Annotated in this window: 20 protein-coding genes; 9 read left to right on the forward strand and 11 right to left on the reverse strand. The window is 73.0% G+C overall.

Translation table 11 applies throughout. The features are described 5' to 3' along the window. Positions 1–31: 31 nt before the first annotated feature. The 3 genes from hmgA to GA0115234_RS14130 all read left to right on the forward strand — a co-directional run bounded on the left by hmgA (position 32) and on the right by GA0115234_RS14130 (position 3,512). Positions 32–1,360 carry a homogentisate 1,2-dioxygenase gene (gene hmgA, locus GA0115234_RS14120; RefSeq protein ID WP_093541451.1) on the forward strand — a complete coding sequence of 443 codons (1,329 nt, stop codon included), beginning with the start codon at positions 32–34 and terminating at the stop codon, positions 1,358–1,360. Between the two features lie 45 nt (positions 1,361–1,405). Further along, positions 1,406–2,182 (forward strand): GntR family transcriptional regulator, encoded by a 777-nt coding sequence (locus GA0115234_RS14125; protein ID WP_093541453.1) that lies wholly within the window; start codon positions 1,406–1,408, stop codon positions 2,180–2,182. 100 nt (positions 2,183–2,282) lie between these two features. Beyond that, positions 2,283–3,512, forward strand: a complete 1,230-nt coding sequence (locus GA0115234_RS14130; RefSeq protein WP_093541639.1) for a type ISP restriction/modification enzyme — start codon at positions 2,283–2,285, stop codon at positions 3,510–3,512. A gap of 21 nt (positions 3,513–3,533) precedes the next feature. Here GA0115234_RS14130 and GA0115234_RS14135 read toward each other — a convergent pair whose 3' ends face one another. Then, positions 3,534–4,241 (reverse strand): TetR/AcrR family transcriptional regulator, encoded by a 708-nt coding sequence (locus tag GA0115234_RS14135; protein ID WP_093541455.1) that lies wholly within the window; start codon positions 4,239–4,241, stop codon positions 3,534–3,536. 63 nt (positions 4,242–4,304) lie between these two features. On the opposite strand from GA0115234_RS14135, the gene GA0115234_RS14140 reads away from it, so the two are divergent. Continuing rightward, positions 4,305–5,282: an ATP-binding cassette domain-containing protein gene (locus tag GA0115234_RS14140; protein WP_093541457.1), complete on the forward strand. Its 978-nt coding sequence runs from the start codon at positions 4,305–4,307 to the stop codon at positions 5,280–5,282. Beyond that, positions 5,279–6,106, forward strand: a complete 828-nt coding sequence (locus tag GA0115234_RS14145) for an ABC transporter permease (protein WP_093541459.1) — start codon at positions 5,279–5,281, stop codon at positions 6,104–6,106. The genes GA0115234_RS14140 and GA0115234_RS14145 overlap by 4 nt, the downstream gene beginning before the upstream one ends. A 57-nt stretch (positions 6,107–6,163) precedes the next feature. Here the strand turns inward: GA0115234_RS14145 and GA0115234_RS14150 are convergent, their stop codons facing one another. The 3 genes from GA0115234_RS14150 to GA0115234_RS14160 all read right to left on the reverse strand — a co-directional run bounded on the left by GA0115234_RS14150 (position 6,164) and on the right by GA0115234_RS14160 (position 8,389). Next, positions 6,164–6,772, reverse strand: coding sequence for a TetR/AcrR family transcriptional regulator (locus tag GA0115234_RS14150; protein ID WP_093541461.1), 609 nt, complete (start codon positions 6,770–6,772; stop codon positions 6,164–6,166). 245 nt (positions 6,773–7,017) lie between these two features. Then, complete coding sequence (locus GA0115234_RS14155; RefSeq protein WP_093541463.1) at positions 7,018–7,281, reverse strand: hypothetical protein; 264 nt, start codon at positions 7,279–7,281, stop codon at positions 7,018–7,020. A gap of 298 nt (positions 7,282–7,579) precedes the next feature. Then, a complete protein-coding gene (locus GA0115234_RS14160) occupies positions 7,580–8,389 on the reverse strand; it encodes an SGNH/GDSL hydrolase family protein (RefSeq protein WP_093541465.1) in 810 nt (269 codons plus the stop codon). Between the two features lie 227 nt (positions 8,390–8,616). Here GA0115234_RS14160 and GA0115234_RS14165 point away from each other — a divergent pair, with 227 nt between their 5' ends. Continuing rightward, positions 8,617–9,711: a DUF5925 domain-containing protein gene (locus tag GA0115234_RS14165; protein ID WP_237541327.1), complete on the forward strand. Its 1,095-nt coding sequence runs from the start codon at positions 8,617–8,619 to the stop codon at positions 9,709–9,711. Between the two features lie 25 nt (positions 9,712–9,736). Here GA0115234_RS14165 and GA0115234_RS14170 read toward each other — a convergent pair whose 3' ends face one another. Continuing rightward, a complete protein-coding gene (locus GA0115234_RS14170; protein WP_093541468.1) occupies positions 9,737–10,114 on the reverse strand; it encodes a GntR family transcriptional regulator in 378 nt (125 codons plus the stop codon). 80 nt (positions 10,115–10,194) lie between these two features. Here GA0115234_RS14170 and GA0115234_RS14175 point away from each other — a divergent pair, with 80 nt between their 5' ends. Further along, positions 10,195–11,115, forward strand: a complete 921-nt coding sequence (locus tag GA0115234_RS14175; protein WP_093541470.1) for a GNAT family N-acetyltransferase — start codon at positions 10,195–10,197, stop codon at positions 11,113–11,115. Beyond that, positions 11,096–11,590, forward strand: coding sequence for a DUF402 domain-containing protein (locus GA0115234_RS14180; RefSeq protein ID WP_093541472.1), 495 nt, complete (start codon positions 11,096–11,098; stop codon positions 11,588–11,590). The genes GA0115234_RS14175 and GA0115234_RS14180 overlap by 20 nt, the downstream gene beginning before the upstream one ends. A 73-nt stretch (positions 11,591–11,663) precedes the next feature. Here the strand turns inward: GA0115234_RS14180 and GA0115234_RS14185 are convergent, their stop codons facing one another. Both GA0115234_RS14185 and GA0115234_RS42320 read right to left on the reverse strand, forming a co-directional pair. Beyond that, entirely contained in the window at positions 11,664–12,017 is a 354-nt protein-coding gene (locus tag GA0115234_RS14185; protein WP_093541474.1) for a hypothetical protein, read from the reverse strand. Positions 12,018–12,043: 26 nt separating this feature from the next. Beyond that, positions 12,044–12,199 (reverse strand): hypothetical protein, encoded by a 156-nt coding sequence (locus tag GA0115234_RS42320; RefSeq protein WP_161275597.1) that lies wholly within the window; start codon positions 12,197–12,199, stop codon positions 12,044–12,046. A 79-nt stretch (positions 12,200–12,278) separates the two neighbouring features. Here GA0115234_RS42320 and GA0115234_RS14190 point away from each other — a divergent pair, with 79 nt between their 5' ends. Next, positions 12,279–13,088, forward strand: coding sequence for a GntR family transcriptional regulator (locus tag GA0115234_RS14190; protein ID WP_093541476.1), 810 nt, complete (start codon positions 12,279–12,281; stop codon positions 13,086–13,088). An 80-nt stretch (positions 13,089–13,168) separates the two neighbouring features. Here the strand turns inward: GA0115234_RS14190 and GA0115234_RS14195 are convergent, their stop codons facing one another. The 4 genes from GA0115234_RS14195 to GA0115234_RS14210 all read right to left on the reverse strand — a co-directional run bounded on the left by GA0115234_RS14195 (position 13,169) and on the right by GA0115234_RS14210 (position 20,459). After that, positions 13,169–14,719: a trifunctional class I SAM-dependent methyltransferase/NUDIX hydrolase/VOC family protein gene (locus GA0115234_RS14195; protein ID WP_093541478.1), complete on the reverse strand. Its 1,551-nt coding sequence runs from the start codon at positions 14,717–14,719 to the stop codon at positions 13,169–13,171. A gap of 134 nt (positions 14,720–14,853) precedes the next feature. Beyond that, on the reverse strand, positions 14,854–15,747 hold the full coding sequence (locus tag GA0115234_RS14200; RefSeq protein ID WP_093541480.1) for an esterase/lipase family protein: 894 nt from the start codon (positions 15,745–15,747) through the stop codon (positions 14,854–14,856). Positions 15,748–15,930: 183 nt separating this feature from the next. Beyond that, positions 15,931–16,938, reverse strand: coding sequence for a DNA polymerase Y family protein (locus GA0115234_RS14205; RefSeq protein ID WP_093541482.1), 1,008 nt, complete (start codon positions 16,936–16,938; stop codon positions 15,931–15,933). Further along, positions 16,935–20,459, reverse strand: a complete 3,525-nt coding sequence (locus tag GA0115234_RS14210; protein ID WP_176729158.1) for a DNA polymerase III subunit alpha — start codon at positions 20,457–20,459, stop codon at positions 16,935–16,937. The genes GA0115234_RS14205 and GA0115234_RS14210 overlap by 4 nt, the downstream gene beginning before the upstream one ends. Positions 20,460–20,516 lie beyond the last annotated feature (57 nt).

Raw genomic sequence — 20,516 nt, forward strand, 5'->3', positions numbered from 1 at the left:
CCATAGGATTCCTTCGGCACCGGGAGCGCACATGGGCGGCATCGAGCAGGCGAGGAAGACGGCGGAAGCGCTGGAGCATTCCGCCGGTTTCGGCAATCAGCACAGCTCGGAGGCGGTTTCGGGGGCCTTGCCGCACGGCCGCAACTCCCCCCAGCGCGCCCCTCTCGGGCTCTACGCGGAGCAGCTGAGCGGCTCGGCCTTCACCGAACCGCGCGCCCACAACCGCCGCTCCTGGCTCTACCGGATCCGTCCCTCGGCCGCCCATCCGCCGTTCGTCCGGATCGACAACGGGGCGATCCGGACCGCCCCGTTCACCGAATCCGTGCCCGATCCCAACCGGCTGCGCTGGGATCCGCTTCCCGAACCCGCGCCCGGGACGGACTTCCTGGCGGGCCTGTGGACCCTCGGCGGCAACGGCGACGCGACGCAGCGCACCGGCATGGCCGTGCACCTCTACCACGCCGACGCGTCCATGACGGACCGGGTGTTCAGCGACTCGGACGGCGAGCTGCTGATCGTCCCGGAGCGCGGCGGCCTGCTGCTCCGTACCGAACTGGGCCTGCTGCGCGCCGAGCCGGGGCACATCGCGCTGATCCCGCGCGGCGTCCGTTTCCGGGTGGAGCTGCTGGACGCCACCGCCCGCGGCTATGTCTGCGAGAACTACGGCCAGCCGTTCGCCCTGCCCGACCTCGGCCCGATCGGCGCCAACGGCCTGGCGAACGCCCGGGACTTCCTCGCCCCCGTCGCCGCGTACGAGGACGACGACCGCCCGGTGGAGGTGGTCAACAAGTTCTGCGGGAACCTCTGGTCGGCGACCTACGACCACTCGCCGCTCGATGTGGTCGCCTGGCACGGCAACCACACCCCGTACGTCTACGACCTGCACCGCTTCAACGTGATCGGCTCGATCAGCTACGACCACCCCGACCCGTCGATCTTCACGGTGCTGACGTCCCCGTCCGACACCCCCGGTCTGGCCGGGGTCGACTTCGTCGTCTTCGCACCGCGTTGGCTGGTCGGCGAGGACACCTTCCGGCCGCCGTACTTCCACCGCAATGTGATGAGCGAGTACATGGGCCTGATCGAGGGCGCGTACGACGCGAAGACGGCCGGGAAGGGCGGGTTCGTCCCGGGCGGCGGTTCGCTGCACAACATGATGTCGGCGCACGGCCCGGACCGGGAGACCTTCGACCGGGCGAGCGAGGCGGAGCTGAGGCCGCAGAAGATCGACGACGGCCTCGCCTTCATGTTCGAGACCCGCTGGCCGGTGACGGCGACGGGGCAGGCGGCGTCCGCCGGCCATCTGCAGCGCGGCTACGACGACGTGTGGCAGGGTCTGAGCCGCAACTTCAGGCCGTAGGCGACGACGCCCCCTCCCCGGCCCGGTCCGAACGAAAGGCCCCAGGTGCCTCAGACGTCCAAGATCTCCCCGGGGCCCGCCTTCGCCCCCGACTCGCTGGTCCTGAACCGCAAGCTGCCGCTGTGGTACCAGGTCTCGCAGTCGTTGCGCGCCTCGATACTGGGCCGCGCCAAGGACGCCTCGGCGCGGCTGCCGACCGAGGAGCAGCTCGCCGCGCACTACGGCGTCAGCGTCCTGACGATGCGCCAGGCGCTCAAGGAGCTGGAGAGCGAGGGGCTGATCAGCAGGCACCGGCGGCGCGGCACCTTCATCGAGCCGCGCGCCCGCCGGGTGTCACCGGTCCGGCTGCTGGGTTCGATCGACGCGATCGTGGCCCAGCAGTCGGGCGAGCGGACCTCGGTGCTCGGCCACGGTCCGGTCGCCGTACCGGGGGATCTCACCGAGCACTTCCCCGACTGCGCGGACGTGGTCAGCTACCGCAGGCTGCGCCGCGACGGGGACAGCGACGAGCCCACCAACTGGGCGGAGAACGTGGTGCGTCCCGAGATCGCGGCCCGTCTCGACGTCGCCGATCTCGAACGCTGGCCGATGACCAAGGTGCTGCGCGACCGGGTCGGGGTCCGTATCGCGCGCATCACCGACACGGTCGAGGCGCGCCTGGCCGACCCGGCCACCGCCGGGCTCCTCCAGGTCCCGCTGCTGAGCCCGATCCTCTTCTACACGGGTGTCACGTACGACGAGAGCGGCCAGGTGGTCGACGTGGCGCAGATCCGCTACCGGGGCGACCGGTTCTCCTTCTCGGTCACCGTGGAGGCTCACTGACCGCCCCGGGCAGGGCACATGACGCACTGCCGTCCGCCGTACGGGCGCGGCTACGATGCCCGGGAAGGCGGGCGGACGTGGCGACGGGGAGGACGACACGGTGGCAGCACGGGCGGCGGGCGGCTCCGGTGACGGCCAGGACGCGGGCGCCCCGCTCCTCGACGACCTGATGCCCTGGTCCGTACGGCCGCTGCGCACCGGCCGCCCCTGGGTGATCGCCCCGGACGCCGCCTCGCTCAGGGCCCGTTGGGACCGGCTGGTGCGGGCCCCGGCCGACGAACGCGAGCGGCTGTTCCGGTCGACCCGGGCCCGTACCCCGCGGACCCCGGTGGCGGCGCTGCCCGGACAGGCCACCGGCACCGGCCGGTTCGCCCGCGAGGAGGGTCCCTGCCCCGAGCCGGTACGGATCGCGCACGGCCCGTTCGACGAACAGTGGCTGCTCCCCGACCACCGGCTGATCGACGCCGCCCGCCCCGAGCTGTGGCGGGTCGCCGACGGGCACCAGCTCTTCGCCGTGGAGCACGGGTACGTGCCCCAGGACACCGGGCCCGCCCTGTCCGTGACGGCACTGCTGCCGGACGGCCACTCCCCCGCGGGCCGGCCCGGCCGGATCCGGCCGCTGTTCCGGCGCCCCGGGGGCCACGAGCCCAATCTGGCCCCCGGGCTGCTCGCCCTGCTGCGCGCCCGCCACGGGGAGTCGGTGACCGCCCGTTCGGTGCTGGCCTGGGTGCTGGCGGCGGCCCGCCGCTCCCCCGCAGGATGCGTGGTCCCGCTGCCCGCCGACACCGGGCGCTGGTCGGCCGGGGTGGAGCTGGGGCAGGAGCTGCTGCGGCTGCAGCTGCGGGGCGCCCGCGGCGGGGAGCGTCCACGGCTGCCCGGCGGGCGGCGGCCCTATGTGCGGGCCGCGGTTCCGCCCGTGCCGGACGGTCTGGCGTACGACCCGGACGACGAGACGCTCATGCTGGGGACGGGCCGGATCTCACCGGTTCCGGCCGGGGCGTGGGATTTCCGGGTGGGCGGGGTGCGGATGCTGGAGCTCTGGTTCGCGCGGCGGTCGACGGCCGGTGCGGAGGGCCTGGACGGTCTGGAGGCGGTCCGGCCCCGGAGCTGGCCCCAGGAGTGGACCTCGGAGCTGCTGGAACTGATCACTCTGCTCGCTCTGCTGGACGGGGTCCGGCCCCGGCAGGAGGCGCCGGCCGACGGTCCGTGGATCACGGCCGCCGATCTCCGCGCGGCGGGCGTCCTGCCCGTTCCGGCCACGGCCCGGCGGCCCGCGTCGGTGCTCGGCCATCAGGAGGAGGGCCCGGACGGGCAGTTCGCACTGCTGTGACGGAACGGCCGGGCCCGCCCGCTACCGGTCGAAGGAGTCCATCACCCGGTGGAGCGCCCGGTCGAAGACCCCTTCCAGATCGATCGGACTGGGGTCCTCGGCGAACCCCGCCGCCATCCGGGGATACTTCCCGGTCGCGATCTGGCTGATCAGATAGCCGGTGCGGGCCGCATGCTCCTGTTCCTCGGACCAGGGCAGTGACCGGCTTCGCTCCGCCGTGGCGATCTCGTTGGCCACATAGGTGGTGATCACACCGTTGACCATCGCGATCAGTTCCATCTTCTCGCCGAACCGCGCGTCGACCCCGTCCAGACAGCTGAGCGTGTACTCCAGGTACCGCAGGGCGTTCGGGCTGAAGCCGTACACGGGCGACATCAGCCGGGGCACCCAGGTGTGGCGGTGCATCATCGCGCGGGTCTGACGGGCGAGCGCGACGAGATCGCCGCGCCAGTCGCCGGACGGCTCGGGGAACTCGTACCCTCCGCTGACCGCGTCGAGCATCAGCTCGTACAGGTCCTCCTTGCGCGGCACGTAGTTGTAGAGCGTCATCGTGCCGCAGCCGAGCTCCGCCGCGACCTTGCGCATGGACACCGCGTCGAAGCCCTCCGCGTCGGCGATGCGGACGGCGGCCGCCGCGATCTCCGCTCGGCTGAATGCGGGCCTGGGGCCGCGGCCCGCACGCTCGGGGCGGGCCCAGATCACTTCGGGTACAGCGGGTCGCCCCACCATCGATCATCACCTCGCCCACCATCGTAGTTACGTACACCGTACGTAGTGCGCTACGGTGACCCCATGACAACTACGTACGCTGTACTTAGTGAAGGTCTGGAGAAGCGCTACGGCGATGTCCACGCGCTGCGCGGGCTCGATCTCGCGGTCGCCGAGGGCACCGTCTGCGGAGTGCTGGGGCCGAACGGCGCGGGCAAGACCACCGCCGTCCGGGTGCTCACCACGTTGACGACGCCGGACGGCGGCAGCGCCCGGGTCGCCGGTCACGACGTGGTGCGCGAGGCGGCCTCGGTCCGCGCGGCGATCGGGGTCACCGGGCAGGACGCCTCGGTCGACGGGGAGCTGTCCGGCCGGCAGAATCTGCGGCTCTTCGCCAGGCTGCAACGGTTCCGGGGCGAGGCGGCACGGACCCGCGCCGAGGAGCTCCTGGAGCGCTTCGGGCTGACCGAGGCGGCCGACCGCCCGGCCCGCACCTACTCGGGCGGCATGCGCCGCCGCCTCGATCTCGCCGCCAGTCTGCTGACCCGCCCCCGGGTGCTCTTCCTGGACGAGCCGACCACCGGCCTCGACCCGCACAGCCGCAACCAGATCTGGGCGGCGGTGCGGGAGCTGGCCGGTCGGGGCACCACCGTCCTGCTCACCACGCAGTATCTGGAGGAGGCCGATCAGCTGGCCGACGACATCGTGCTGATCGACCGGGGCCGGGCCGCCCACCGCGGCACCCCCGCCGAGCTGAAGTCCCGGATCGGCAGTTACGCCGAAGTGGTCGTCGCCCATGAGGCGGCGCTGCTCCCGGCGGCCGGCGTGCTCGACCAGCTCACCGGCGCCGAACCGGTCCTCGACCACGAACGCCGCACCGTGGGCGCCGTCGCGACCGACGGCACGCTCACCCTCCCCCGGATCGTCCGCGAGCTCGACGCGGCGGGCGTCCCGGTGATCGACGCGAGCCTGCGCCCGCCCTCACTCGACGAGGTCTTCCTCCGCCTGACCGACCGCGGCGACGGCCGCACCTCCCCGCCCCCGAAGGAGACGGCAGCATGAGCAGCACGACACTGGTCCACGAGCGCCCCGCCACCACCACCGCGAGCACCCCCGTCGCCGACGCCCTGGCCGTACTGGGCCGCCACCTCCAGCGGATCAAGGCGGCCCCGGGCGTGGTGATCCTGACCCAGACCATGCCAATCACGATGCTGCTGTTCTTCGGGTACGTGTTCGGCAGCGCACTGGCCATGCCGGGCCAGGAGTACCGGGCGTTCCTGGTGCCGGGGCTGCTGGCGTCGACGGCGGCCAACGGCATCATGATCGGGATGTTCCAGGCCTCGCAGGACTGCCACCGCGGAGTGATGGACCGGTTCCGTACGCTGCCGATGAGCCGGCCCGCCGTGCCGTTCGGCCAGACCGCCGCCGATCTGCTGACCACGGCCGTCGGCATGGTCCCGCTGATCCTCGTCGGGCTCGCGGTCGGCTGGCGGATCGAGGGCGGGCCGCTCACCGCCCTGGGCGCCTTCGGGCTGCTGCTGCTCCTGCGGTTCGCCACGTCGTGGCTGGGCTGCTGGCTGGGCCTGCTGATCCGCAACGAGGAGATCGCCGGTCAACTGGGCAGCGCCACCTTCATCCTGCCGCTGCTGTCGAACGCCTACATCCCGACCGACAATCTGCCGGGCTGGCTGCGGACGGTCGCGGAGTGGAACCCGATCAGCGCCATGGCCTCGGCCACCCGTGACCTGTTCGGCAACGCGTCCCCGGCGGCCGACGCCGCCTGGCCGGTCGCCCACCCGGTGGCCGGGACGCTCGCCTGGTCGGCGGTGCTCCTCGCGGTGTTCGTACCGCTGTCCGTACGGCGTTACGCGCGCGGCGGCGAGTGACGCAGGCAGCGTCATCCACCGGGGCGGCGCGGCGGCGAGTGACCGCCGGGTGTCCGCTCAGCGGGGCAGCGCGCGGGGCCGGTCCAGGGCGCCGAGCAGGCTGATGAAGCTCGACTCCAGGAAGGCCCCGAGCTCCGCCGCCGCGTCCGGCTCCCCGTGCGGCCAGCTGGTCACGGCCTCCTCGGCGAACGCCGTCCAGGCGCGGGCGGCGACGGCCAGCCGGGGCGAGTCCGGCATCCCGAGCCGCCGCTGTCCCTCCGCCACCCGCCGGGCGAGGGCGGCCCTGGTTCCGTCGACGATGTCCTCCACCGCGTGATGACTGCCCGCGGCACCGCGGACCAGGGCGAGATAGACCTTGCGGTGCTCCAGTACGTACCGCACGAAACCGGCGATGAACGACCGCAGCCAGGGAACGGGCCCCAGTGAGGGGTCCGGTTCCGTGGCCGCGACGAAGTCGTCGCACTCCTGCCGCACCACGGCGCGGTAGAAGTCGCGCTTGGAGTCGAAGTAGTGGAAGAGCAGGCCCCGCGAGATACCGGCCCGCCGTGCCACGTCGTCCGTGGAGAGTTCGTCCAGCGACCGCTCGGTGAGCATGTCCAGGCCGATGGCGACCAGCTGGGCCCTTCGTTCGTCGGGGCTCAGGCGCGCAGCTCGCTTTTCGGACATACACACAGTCTAGAAGTGCTTCGACTCCGAAGTATGTGCCGGAGCAGGTGCCGCGATGCGCGCCGAAGCGGCCGGTGAACACACCGAAGCGCTGCCGTGGGCCCTGGGGATGACGGAAGGGCGGACAGCAGCGCAGCGCCGGGACGGAGGTTCGCCCACGGCCCCGAGCGGGGGGCCGGGTGACGAACCCTGGCCGGGGAGCCCCGGGCGGTGGAGCCGGTGGGCGGTCGTGACGGGCCGTCGGGTCAGCGGCGGCTGCCGAAGAGCGAACGCCGGAGTCGTCGCAGCGGCGCGAAGAGCGAAACCCGCGCGCTCTTGCTCCGGTGGTGACGTGCGGCATCGCGCGAGGTCAGCTCGCGCATCAGCAGTGTCGCCTCCGCGGCTTCCCGCTGTGGCACGGCGGGGCCGCCGAGCACCGCGAGATGGCGGTCGAGGCGCGAACTGGTCGCACCGCTCCCGCATGTGATGGCAGGCACTCGTGGCCTGCTCCGCATCGCTATCTGTTCCATGTCACTCCCCACCCGTACGAGGGCACCCGGCCCGGGCAGGTTAACCCTATCCCCCCGCGACGACCCTCGTGTATCCCGGTCGCAGGATTGCGTACACACATACGAAGGTTGACACCCCATGCGCGAATCCTCTCGATTTCAGGGCGAGTTGGACAGAACGGAAACGGACGGAGGCGCTCCGGCCGCACCCCCGTCACGCGCCTCACAGGTCCGGGTGCCCGCCGGACGGAGACCCCGGCGAACAGGGGCCCCCTGCCCGTCGGAGGACTGGACGGGCCCGGCGAGTGCGCCGGTGGCGTCAGGCCGCCGAGTCGAGGGCGGGCAGGTAGCCGCCCGACTGTCCGGCGGCGGTGGGGTGGTAGGACTCGCCGATGTCGAGCCAGTTGACGCTGTGCAGCCAGGCGCTTCCGGAGCAGATCTCGTGACCGGTGAACTTCCCCGCGACATCGGCGAAGGCGAAGCCGTGGTCGGCCGCGCGCTTGGCGGTCGTCGTGTTGAGGAGGTCGGCCGCGCCGTTGATCGCGGTGCGCACCTTGTCGCTCAGGCCGACGGCGCAGCTGCCGCCGATCTTGTAGAAGCGCGGGTAGCCGAGGACGACGACGCGGGCGGACGGCGCCTTGGCGCGGATCGCCGTGTACACCGAGTCGAGGTTGCCGGGCAGGGTGGTCTCGGCATAGCTGCGGGCCGTGGCGATCCGGTTGAGGCAGGTGGTCTCGGAATTGAGGACACAGGTGGTCATGACGTCGGCGAAGCCCGCGTCATTGCCGCCGATGGAGATCGAGACGAGGTCGGTCGAGGCGCTGAGGGGGCCGAGCTGATTGGCCTTCACATCGCCCGTACGGGCGCCCGAGCAGGCGGTGAAGGCGAACGAGGCGGGTGCGTTGGCGGCGGCCCAGAGGGCGGGATACGCCTTGGTGCTGCGCTTGCAGTCGCCGCTGGCGCTGTCGTAGCTGCCGGACCCGACACCCGAGGAGTACGAGTCGCCGAGGGCGACGTAGTCGATGGCCTGGACGGACGACGCGGCACTGGCGGTGGCCGCTCCGGTCAGCGCGAGCACGGCGCCGAGCAGGAGCGAGGACGAGAGCGCCGCGAGTCTGGACATCTTCATGGGACCTCCCTTGGACCGACCGGCGGGATCTCCGTCCGGTCTGCCGAGTCCGTGGTAGCAGTACCGACACCCGCGCCGGAAGTGTGCATGCCAAGTTTCCCCAATGCCTCGACTGCCTCTCCGCGCCCCCTTGAGGCTCCGTCAGGTCTCTGACCACTGCCGGGAAAGGGGAGGAAGGTAGTGAAACCCGGGTGCGCCGGGTACCCCCGTGCCGGATCATGGGCCTCATGTCCGCCAACCCCGAGTCCGCGCTGCCGATCCGGCTCAACGTCGACGACAGCGATTCCCCGTCGGATGTCGTCGACGCGCTCTTCCTCGGCCGCTTCGCCACGGGTGAGCAGCCGTACTCGCACAGCACCTCCCTGGACCGCGTCAGGTCCGGGGCGACCTTGCTGCCCCCGGACGCCAAGGTGCTGCGCGCCGCCCGCGACGACGACCGCAGCGCCACGCTCGCCGAGGGCGACGGCTGGACGCTGCTCATCTCGCGGTGGAGCCGCGGCGCCGACGTCACGGTCACCGCCACCACCGCGGAACTGGCCCAGCAGATCCTCGACCGGGCGACGGACGGCGCCCTGGACGAGCCCGAACCCCAGCCCGAGAACGTGACGATGGGCTTCTGGTACGTCTCCCCGCGCCGGGGCCCGCACCGCACCACCCGGCAGATCGCCGCCGGCACCTGGGACGAGGTGCGCGGCAACTACACGGCGCCGGTGGCCGATGCCATGGACCGGCTGATGAAGGTCACGCCCGACGACATCGCGGGCCGGCTGCTCCTGCTGCACGGCCCGCCGGGCACCGGCAAGACCTCCGCGCTGCGCACGCTCGCGCGCTCGTGGCGGGACTGGTGCCAGGTCGACTGCGTGCTCGACCCCGAGCGGCTCTTCAACGACGTCGGCTATCTGATGGACATCGCGATCGGCGAGGACGACGGCACGTCCAAGGGCCGGTGGCGGCTGCTGCTCCTGGAGGACTGCGACGAGCTGATCCGCGGCGAGGCCAAGCACACCGCGGGCCAGGCGCTGTCCCGGCTGCTGAACCTCACCGACGGGCTGCTCGGGCAGGGGCGCAACGTACTGGTGGGCGTCACCACCAACGAGGACCTGGAGCGGCTCCATCCGGCCGTGGTCAGGCCCGGCCGCTGCCTCGCCAGGATCGAGGTGGGCTCACTGACCCGCGGGGAGGCGGTGACCTGGCTGGGTACGGAGGAAGGGCTCGGCCGCGAGGGCGCGACGCTCGCCGAGCTGTACGCGCTGCGGCGCGGAAGCGGTCCCGCGTCGGTGCCGAAGCAGGACTCCGGGGCGGACGCGGGCCTGTACCTCTGAGCCCGGCGGCCCGCCCCGCCGCGGGTCACCCCGTGCCGTACGCCGCCCGCACCGCGTCCCGCGCCAGGGAGAGCGCCTCGTCCCGGGACAGGCCCAGCCGCCGCGCCTGCTCCGCGTACTCCTGGGCCGCGGCCGCCGCATGACGGTCCGCCGCGTCACCGGCGGCGGCGACGAACGTGCCGTTGCGCCCACGGGTCTCGATCACCCCGTCGGCCTCCAGCGCGCGGTACGCCTTCGCGACGGTGTTCGCGGCGAGGCCCAGCTCCTCGGCGAAGCCGCGTACCGTCGGAAGTCTGAAGCCGACGGGCAGCGCGCCGGAGCGGGCCAGTTCGGAGATCTGCGTGCGCAGTTGCTCGTACGGGGCGGTGCCGGCATCGGGATCAAGAACGATCTTCAGGGTCACGCCCCGATTCTCCCCCACGTCCGCCCCGCCACCGGAAATTCAGGGGCGGCCCGTGGCGGCCCACGCGTAACGTCCGGCGCATGACTGTCATCGTTCGCGACTTCCTCCCCGCCGACGCGGAGGACTGGGTGCGGGTCCGGCGCGCCGCCCTGCCCTTCATGGTGACGAGGCCCGAGTGCGTCACCTTCGAACTGGCCTCGGCCCACCCGGACAAGCGCGCCCGGCTGCTGGTCGCCGAGCATGAGGGCGAGCTCATCGGGACCGCGCAGGTCGGCCTCGCCTACGACAGCCCCGAACCCGGTCAGGGTTTCTGCAACACGTACACGCATCCGGACCGCACCGGGCGCGGGGCGGGCGGGCTGCTGGTGCGCACGGCCGAGGAGTACCTGGCGCGGGAGGGCGCGACCTCGGTCTACGCCTGGGTGCTCGACACCCCGTCGGACCGGGCCTTCGCCGGGAAGCGCGGCTATGCGCCGAGCCGTCCGGCGCACTTCCTCCACCTCGATCTGGCCGGCGGTCCGCTGCCGCCCCGTCAGGAGCTGCCGCCGGGCGTCGAGCTGCGTACCGCCGCGGACTTCGCGGACGACCCCCGCCCGCTCTTCGAGGCGGACGCGGAGACCACGGCCGACGAGCCCAGCGACACCCCGGCGGAACTGACCGACTACGAGGACTGGCTCAACCACACCTGGCGCGCGCCCGCGCTCGATCGCGAACTCACCTCGGTCGTGGTGGTGGACGGGGAGGTGGCGGCGTTCAGCGCCGCGGAGACCGACGGCCTGACCCGGTACATGTCCGGGATGACCGGCACCCGCCGGGCCTACCGCAACCGGGGCCTGGCCAGGCTCGCCAAGAACGACTCGCTGCACCGGGCTCGCGCCGCCGGGTACACGGACGCGTACACCGGCAACGACGCGGACAACGGCCCGATGCTGGCGGTCAACCGGTGGTTCGGTTACGAGGTCTGTGCCACGGAGGTGCGCCATGTCCGCAGGCTCGGCTGAGACCGCGCTGGTGGTCGCCCTGGTGAAGGCCGGGCGGACCAAGATCCGGTATCCGGCGGACGTGGTCCGCGACGACGGGGTCCGGGTCACGGTCCGTGCGCCGTGGGCGGCGCCGGGGGTCCGTGACTTCGGCTTCGTACGGTTCGAGCCGGGCGATGTCCTCACCGAGCACTACTGGCGCGACCGGTGGTTCGCCGTGAAGGAGGTCCGGACCGGCGCGGGCGTTCTCAAGGGCTGGTACTGCGACATCACCCGCCCCGCGGTGCTGCGGGACGGGGAGCTCCTGGTGGAGGACCTGGACCTCGATCTGTGGGTGTCGGCGGACGGCTCGTCCGTACTGCGGCTGGACGAGGACGAGTTCGAGGAGAGCGGTCTCGCCGGACGCGATCCGGCGGCGGCCGACGCGGCGCTCCGGGCGCTGGACGAGCTGGAGCACCTGGCCCGCGCGGAGGGCCTGGCGGCGCTGCTGGGCTGACCCGGGGGCTCGTCCGGGGTCCCGGGCGGGCCGCCGTGCGCGGCCTGGGCCCGGGACCCGTCCGCCGCCCGGGTCAGCCGTGGTCCGCCGCCCGATGACCGCAGCGGAACAGGGGGTTCGGCGTGTGGAACGGGACGTCCTCGAAGGAGGCCTCGACCTCCTTCATCGAGGAGGGCAGGTCGAAGGGCAGCACCCCCTCCGCCGCGGAGCGCCCGAACACGACGTCCAGCAGCAGATCGTCGTGCACCCCGGCGAGCATGCGCCCGTGGCACAGCAGTCCGGCCCTCTCCTCCAGGGTCATCCGGGCCGGCAGATCGGCGACCCGGTCCTCCACCGGAAGCCTCGGGTCCTCGTACGGTTCCATGGTGCCGTTGTGGTTGAGGTCGCGGAACGGTGTTCCGTCGTGATGGTGTGCGCGTGCGGGCACGGTGGTCTCCTGTCGGGCCGGGGCGGTCAGTCGCGGACGAGCCTCGGGTGCCGGATCAGCGGGGTCAGGGCGGTGGCGAGCAGTGCGGCGACGGCGCCGCCGAGGAAGAGCGCGAAGTAGTTCTGGTCCGCCGAGGCGCCGACCGGGTCGCTGCCGAGGGCGAGGAGCGCGGGGGCGAGCACCGGGGCCAGGGCCTGGGGCGGCGCCCGGCCGGGCGGGGACCGGTCCCTGCCGGGGCGCGGGGGTTCGTACTATCCAGGGGTGCCGAACCACCGAAGGACCAGTCCGCGCTATCTGCAGTTGGCCCGCCTCATCCAGGAACGCATCGACTCCGGGGAGTACCCGGCCGGCTCCCGGCTGCCGAGCGAACCCGAGATGTGCGCGGAGTTCGACGTCAACCGCCTGACCGTCCGTGAGGCCGTCGCGGAGCTGGAGCGGGCCGCCGCCATCGAGATCCGCCGGGGCATCGGGACCTTCGTGCGCCTGCCCGTCGCCCGGGTGTCGATCACGGTCGACCCCCGGAGCCAGCGGTTCGACATGGGCAGCACCCATGCCTCACTGCCCGAGTCCACCGCCGACCGGGGCATGGACGTCCAGGAGACGATCACCGCCGTCCTTCCGGCGGGCACCAGCACGGCCGATGAGGAGGCGGCCCGCCATCTGGGCCGTCCCGTCGGTCTCCTCACCCGGGTCGAGACGGTGTTCTCCACCGGCTCGGAGTGCTGCGGCATCAGCAGCTACTGGATTCCCCGCGCCCTGCTGCCCCGGGAACTCACGGCGCCCGGACCGGTGGAGAACCTGGTCCGCACGCTGGCCGACAGCGCCGGCATCACCCTGGAGTACGACTGGCGCGCCTTCAGCGCGATCGGGGCCGACATCGGGGACGCCGACCTCCTGGGCGTACCGGCCGGGAGTCCGCTGCTCGTCCGCGAGGGCGTCAGCTGCACGCCCGACGGCGAGCCGGTGCTCCATGTCCGCCGGCGCATCCCGGGGGAACGCGCCCGCTTCGTCCTGCACTTCCGCGAGACCGGCCCCGGTCTCCCTCCCGCTTCGCAGGACGGGCAGGACTGACGCACGACGCGACGACGACGGCCGGTGGCGTACGGGAGCGGGGCCACGCCGCCCGCGCTTCCGTACGCCCGGGGCCACATTCAGTACGCCCGGGGCCGCGCCCACACATCGGTGTACGGCGCCGGCTCCTCCGGCGCCGGGCGGGGCTGCCGGGCCCCGGCGACCAGCTCCACCTCGTACCCCGCGGCGTCCTCCAGATAGGCGGCGACGTGTCCGTCGCCGCCCGCGTGCGGATAGCGGTCCTCGAAGAGCGGCCGCCAGCCGTGCTCCGGGGCCCTTGCCACCAGGGCGTCCAGGGTGGCCCGGTCGCGGACGTGGAACGCGAGGTGGTTGAGCCCGGGGCGGTGGCGGTCGTGCGGCCCCGGGGCCAGATCGGGCGACCGCTCGACCACCACATAGCTGTCGCCGCGCCGCCAGCTCCGCCCGTGTTCCCAGCGCTGGTACGGGACATGGCCCAGCTCGCCGAGCAGCCAGCCCCACCCCCGCTCGGCCGCCGCCAGATCGGGAACCCACAGCTCGATGTGGTGCACCCCGCCGGTGTCCGCCCCGCCGGCCGGCAGCGGGACGGCACGGCGCACGCCGTGCGGCTGGTACCCGACCGTGTCGCCGTCCTCGTGCCAGTGGACCAGGAAGTGCTCCCCCGCCCGGTAACCCTCCAGTCCGGCCCGGCAGTAGGCGACGATGTCGTCCGGGAGGGCGTCCAGCGGGAACCACCTCAGCTCGGAGCACTTGTCCGGCTCGCGGTTGTACGGCTCGCGGCCGGGGTCGTACTCCGCCTCGAAGAACCAGCCGATCCGGGGGGCGCCGCCGGGACCCCGGTGCTGCATGACCAGGGCGACCCGCAGCTCGTCCGGGTCGAGGTCGACCCCGATCTCCTCGGCGGCCTCCCGGACCATCGCCTCGCGGACGTCCTCGCCGTCCTCGACATGCCCGGACGGGCCGTTGAGCAGCCCGTCCGCGTACCCCGTACCGGCCCGGCGGGCGAGCAGGACCTCGGGGCCGCGGCGGAGGATCAGATGCACATCGACGACCTCGGTGTGCCGGTGCGGCGGCTGGACGCGGGCCACCAGGGCGTAGCGCTCGTCGTCGACCCGCTTGCCCCACAGGTCCGGATCGTCGGAGAGCCGCTCGTGGTGGATGCGTTCGGTGAGCTCCGAGAGCAGTCCGGTCAGCCGCTCGGCGGAGAGGCCGACACCGCTCCAGACGCCTTCGATCAGGATCAGCCGGCCGCCCGGCCGCAGCAGGGTGAACCAGTGGCGCAGGACGGCCGCCGGGTCGGGCAGCAGCCACACCACATGTCTGGCCATGATCACGTCGAACCGCCGGCTGCCGACCGGCGGCAGGGCCGCGTCGCCGATGAGCGCCTCGGTGCCCGTACCGGCCAGCTTGGCCCGTGCCCGCTCCACCATGCGCGGGGAGCGGTCGACGGCGGTGACCCGGTGGCCCTGACCGGCGACGAGCAGGGCCAGGCTCCCGGTGCCGCAGCCCAGGTCGAGCACCTCGGAGCGGCCACCGGGCAGCCAGCTCTCCAGCCGCTGCGCCCAGGCGTGCCGGACCACCGGGTCGAGCAGCCCGTGGTCGGGTTCCTCGTCGAAGGAGTCGGCTGCGGAGTCCCAGTCGATCGTCGTCATGCGTCGATCGTGCCAGCCGCCGCCGACACCCGGGCCCCTCGGTACGAGGGATCGCCGGTACGAGGGACCGTCAGGACATCCGGACCCCTCGTACCGCCGCTCCCCCTGTTACCCCTGTCCGACGGCCTGTTCCCCTATCCGACGGCCGAGGCGCAGGTGGTGGGCGTGGCGTGCGCCGGGTCCAGCGCGTTCGCCACCTCGTGGTAGGCGATGCGGTCGACGGTGCCGATCGCCACGTGCTCGGAGAGGTCGACCGGGCAGAGGTCCTGGAGCAGGACGTTGTGCACGTCCGGCCCGTCCAGGAACTGTGTGCGGTACGGGGTCACGACCTCGTCGTACCGGGTCGCGATGACGGTGTAGTGGACTCCCGGCACGGTGTCGGGGACCGAGTTGAGCTTGGTGATGAACGGGGAGCCCGCCACCTGGTCGGCGAGACCGGGGGTGTGGGCGTTCAGCAGGTCCTGCGCTCCCGGGAAGTACGGCAGCAGCTTCGTCAGACCGAGCAGGGTGGTGCCGTGGTTGTCGGGGGCGAGCCCGATCATGGCGTTCACCTTGGCGGCCCCGCCGAGGAACTTCAGGTAGTAGTTCGGCATCATGCCGCCCTGGGAGTGGCCCACGAGGTCGGCCTTGGCGGCGCCGGTGGCGGCGAGCACCTTGTCGACGAACGTGGCGAGCTGTCCGGCGGACCTGTCGACCGGCCCGAGGCCGTTGAAGACCGGCACCCCGGGCAGTTGCCCGTAGTCGAGCGAGTAGACGCAGTAGCCCCGGTTGACCAGGTAGGGGGCGAGGACCAGCCAGTTGTCGATCGAGTTCCCGAAGGTTCCGTGAACCAGGACGACGGGGCGGGGATGTGCTGCGGAGGGCTTGCAGGAGTAGTCGTTCCAGCCACGGGAGGTGGCCGTGGCGGCGGTGGGGGCGGCTGCGGCGGCAGTGGCCGTGGGGGCGGCGACTGCGGCGACGGCGAGGAGCAGTGCGGCGAGGGTCCTCCGCGCACGTGGGGTACGCGGCGCACGTGTCCGGGGCAGCATCGTGTGGTCTCCTTGCGGCTCAAGGGAGTTGCGATGTCTGTACATCCTGCGGCCCGGACCACAAGTTCTGACTGCTGATTCTTCCGTGTTCCCCTGCCAAATTACGCGCGAGTAAGGTGGCGTGGGAAGTTACGCGTCAGTAAAAAGTGATGATCCGTCAATCCACTGCGGACGATGGACCGGTCAGGCCGCGAGCCGCCCCGGCATCACGGCCTGCGGGCCGTACTTGGCCCGCAGACGGTCCGCCACCGCCTCGATCCGGCGCGCCCGCTCGTCCACCGGGTCGAAGGACAGCTGGCACGTGGCCCGCTCACGGTCCGTCAGCCCCTCCGCGCGCAGCCCGATCCCCCGCACCCGGGCCCGCTGGAGGGCGAACGAGTCATGGATCCGGTACGCGAGTGCGGTGAGCGCCGCGGAGTGCGCGGTGGGTTCCCGGAGCGTACGGCTGCGGGTCAGCGTCGCGTATCCGGTGCGGTCGGCGTAGCGGACGGAGACCGCGAGGGCGCGGCAGACCTGCCCGTCCCCGCGCATCCTGGCTCCCAGTTCCTCGGTGAGCGACATGAGTGCGCGGCGCTGCCGTTCCCGGTCCAGCTCGTCGCGCGGGAAGGACCGTTCGGCGGCGATCGACCGGGCCGCGGCGCCCGGCACCACCGCCGTGCGGTCGATGCCGTGCGCCCGCTCCCACAGTTCGCGTCCGGTCCGTACGCCGGTGATCCGTTGCAGGGTGCCGAGCGGGGCCGCCGCGATCCGGCCGACGGAGTCGAGCCCGTACCCGCACAGGGTGCGGGCCGTCGCCGCGCCGACGCCGTCCAGTGCCGCGGCCGACCGGTCCGCGAGGAACTCCGCCGCCCCGCCCCCGGGCACCACGAAGGTCGTCCCGGGCGCGGCCCGCCGTGCCGCCATCCGGGCCAGCATCGGGTTCTCCGCGGCTCCGATCGCGCAGTCCACGCCGTGCAGGGCGAGCGCGCGGATCCGGATCACCGAGGCCAGCCCCTTCACGTCCTGCCCGAAGTAGCGCAGCGCGCCGCGCACATCGGCGAGCGCCCCGTCGGGCGGGGCCGCCTCGACCACCGGGGTGAGCGCGCCGAGCAGGGCGAGCAGCCCCTCGTAGCCGGCGCTGTCCGGGAGGCCGCCGCCGGCCTTGCGGAACCGCAGGTACAGGATGCCCGGGACCTGGGGTGCGGTTCTCATCCCGCGCTCCCCGGGCTCTGGTGCCACAGCTTCCTCCCGGTGGCGACGCCCTCGCCGGGCGGCTGGAGGTCGGACCAGGGGTTCATCTCGTACCCCGTCGGCAGCTGGATGCGGCGGCCGTCGCCGCCGTCGCCGGGAGCCTCCTCGGCCGGGGGCTCCTCCGCCAGCCGGTCCGCGACCGCGTCGAGTCCGCCGGTACGCCGCAGCTCGGCCAGCTCCGCCAGGTTCCAGGCGGCCGCGCCGACCACGCTCAGGCTCCGCGGTCCACGTCGCTGCACCACTCCGCGCACCAGCAGCAGCCAGGAGTGGAAGACGGTGTGCGCGCAGGCGGCATGGCTGTCGTCGAAGAAGGCCAGGTCGACCAGGCCCGTGCCGTCGTCCAGGGTGGTGAAGACGACCCGGCGGCCGGAGCGGACCGGCGGGGTCTGGGTGGCCGCCTTGGCGCCCGCGACCAGCACGGTGTCCCCGTGCCGCGCCTCGCGCAGCCGCTTGGCGGAGACCGCTCCGAGCTCCTTCAGGAAGGCGTGGTGATCGTCCATCAGATGGCGGGAGACATCCATGCTCAGGACGCCCAGCTCGGCACTGAGCCGTTCCGCTTCGTCGAGGTCGGGCAGGCCGATGGAGCCGGTCCGGTGCCCGCCGCCGAGGGGGAGCTGCGCGCCGGAGCCGCCGGAGCCCGCGCCCCGCTGGGCGCGGTGCAGTTCGGACAGGTGCAGCAGCAGATCGCGCCGGTTGGCGCCGAACGCGTCCAACGCGCCCACCCGGGCCAGCCGTTCGGCGGCCGCCCTGCCCGGCCTGGCCCGCTGCCAGAAGTCCAGCAGCGAGGTGTAGGGCTGCCCGGCCTCGATCCGGGCGACCTCGGCCCCGCTGATGCCATGGACGTCCGAGAGCGCGAGCCGCACCCCCCAGACACCCTCCCCACCCTCATCATCGGACACCAGTTCGATGTGATGGGTGGCCGCCGACCGGTTCACGTCCAGCCCCAGCACCGGCACCCCGCGCCGCCGCGCGTCCGCGAGCAGCAGCCGCTTCGGGTACATCCCGGGGTCATGGGTGAGCAGCCCGGCGTAGAAGGCCGCCGGGTGGTGCGCCTTGAGCCATGCCGACTGGTACGTCGGCACGGCGAAGGCGACCGCGTGCGCCTTGCAGAAGCCGTAGCTGCCGAACGCCTCGATGATCTCCCAGGTCCGGAGGATCACCTCGGCGTCGTACTTCCGCTCCGCCGCCCGCTGTGCGAACCACACCTTGATCCGGTCCTGCGATTCGGGGTCGGAGAGCCCGCGCCGCACCCGGTCGGCCTCGTCCCGGCCGCAGCCGGTCATGATGTCGACCATCTCGATGATCTGCTCGTGGAAGACGACCACTCCGTACGTCTCGCGCAGCGGCCCTTCCAGATCGGGGTGCGGGTAGCGCACGGGGGCCCGGCCGTGCCGGGCCTCGATGAACGGCCGCACCATGTCGGCGGCGACCGGCCCGGGGCGGAACAGCGAGATGTCGACCACCAGGTCGTGGAAGCCGGCCGGCTGGAGCCTGCCGACCAGGTCGCGCTGGCCTGGCGATTCGATCTGGAAGCAGCCCAGCGTCTCGGCGCTCCTGATCATCCGGTACGTCTCCGGGTCGTCCGGCTCCACGGCGTCCAGGTCCACCTCCTGCCCCGAGGCCCGCCCGATCTCCGTGACCGCGTGCGCCATCGCCGACTGCATCCGCACACCCAGCACATCGAGCTTGAGCAGCCCCAGGTGCTCCACGTCCTCCTTGTCGAACTGCGCCATCGGGAAGCCGTCCCCGCTGGTGGGCACGGTGGGCGTACGGAGCGGCAGGGAGGCGTCCGAGAGGAGCACCCCGCACGGGTGCATGGCGATGCCGCGCGGCAGTCCGTCCAGCGCCTCCACCAGCTCCCAGAGCCGCCCGTACCGGTCCTTCTCCCGAGCCACCTCGCGCAGTTCGGGCAGTTCCGCCATGGCCGCGCGGGCATCGCGGGCCCGGATGTGCGGGAAGGCCTTGGCGAGCCGGTCGGTCTCGGCCGGGTTCATGGAGAGCGCGGCGCCCACGTCCCGGATGGCGTGGCGCACCCGGTAGGTCTCGGGCATGGCGACGGTCGCGACCCGTTCGGTGCCGAAGCGTTCGATGATCGCGCGGTAGACGTCGAGCCTGCGGGCGGACTCCACATCGATGTCGATGTCGGGCAGCACGAAGCGCCGCCTGGAGAGGAAGCGCTCCATCAACAGCCCGTGCTCGACCGGGTCGGCGTGCGCGATCCCGAGGAGGTGGTTGACCAGGGAGCCCGCGCCGGAGCCCCGGGCGGCGACCCGCACCTTCATCGCCCGTGTGTCGTCCACGACCTGAGCGACCGTCAGGAAGTAGGAGGCGAAACCGTGGTGGGCGATGATGTCCAGCTCCTGGTGCATTCGCTCCCAGTAGTCGCGCCTGCGGTCGTAGCCGCGCAGCACCATGCCGGCGGCGGCGCGGGAGGCCAGCACCCGCTGGGCGGTGCGCCGCCCGGCGCCGACGAGCTCCGGTTCGGGGAAGTGGACGGAGCCGAGGCCGAGGTCGCCCTCGGGGTCGACGACGCAGGCGTCGGCGGTGCGCCGGGTCTCCGCGAGCAGCCGCGCCCCGGCGCCGGGGCCGAGCCCTGCGGCGGAGGTGATCCGCTCGGCGGTCTCCGCCATCGCGCGGGCGTCCTTGAGCCAGCGCTCCCCGCTGTCGAGCGGGGCGCGTCGGGGGTCGACGGGCACCAGTCGACGGGCCGCGTCGAGCACATCGGCGACCGGGCCCTGCCCGGCGTCGGCGTACCGGACGGCGTTGGTCAGTACGGCCCGCACTCCCTGGTCGGCGGCGAAGCCGACGGTACGGGCGGCGAGCCGCAGCGATCCGGGCCCGGTGCCCTCGCGGCCGTGGTGGACGGCTTCGAGGCGCAGGTCGTCGCCGTGGATCTCCCGCCAGCCGGCGAGCAGCGCGGCGGCCCGGTCCGGGCGGCCGGCGGCCAGCGCCCTGCCGACGTCGGAGGCGGGGCCGAGCAGCACGGTGAGCCCTTCGGCGGGCAGCTCGGACCGGCCGACCAGGGGCTGTCCCGCGCCGTCGGGCGCGGGGGCGTGGGCGGCGGTGACGAGCCGGCACAGCTCCGCCCAGCCCCGGGCGCCGTCCCGGGCGAGGAAGGTGGCCCGGGGCGCGGATTCGTCGACGAAGGCGCCGCCGCGGACCGGGGTCCGCGGCCGATGCGTGCGCCCGCCCTCTCCCGTATGCTCCGCCGCCGCGGGGCCCACCGCGAGCTCCACCCCGAAGAGCGGCCGCACCCCGGCCTTTTCGCAGGCCCTGGCGAAGCGGATCGCGCCCGCGAGCGTGTCGCGGTCGGTCAGCGCCAGCGCGTCCATCCCCCGCTCGGCGGCGCGCTCCGCCAGCCGCTCCGGATGCGAGGCCCCGTAGCGCAGGGAGAATCCGGAAACGGTACGCAGATGCGTGAACCCGGGCACCTGCACCTCCTGAACCGATCCGTACTCATCCACCCCCTCGTTCTCCACCATAGACCAAGTTTCGAACATTCGTACGATAATCGGAGTGCGGGACGCGTTCCCGGCCCC

This window comes from Streptomyces sp. DvalAA-43 (genome assembly GCF_900091725.1).
In the GTDB taxonomy this organism is placed as follows: domain Bacteria; phylum Actinomycetota; class Actinomycetes; order Streptomycetales; family Streptomycetaceae; genus Streptomyces; species Streptomyces pulveraceus.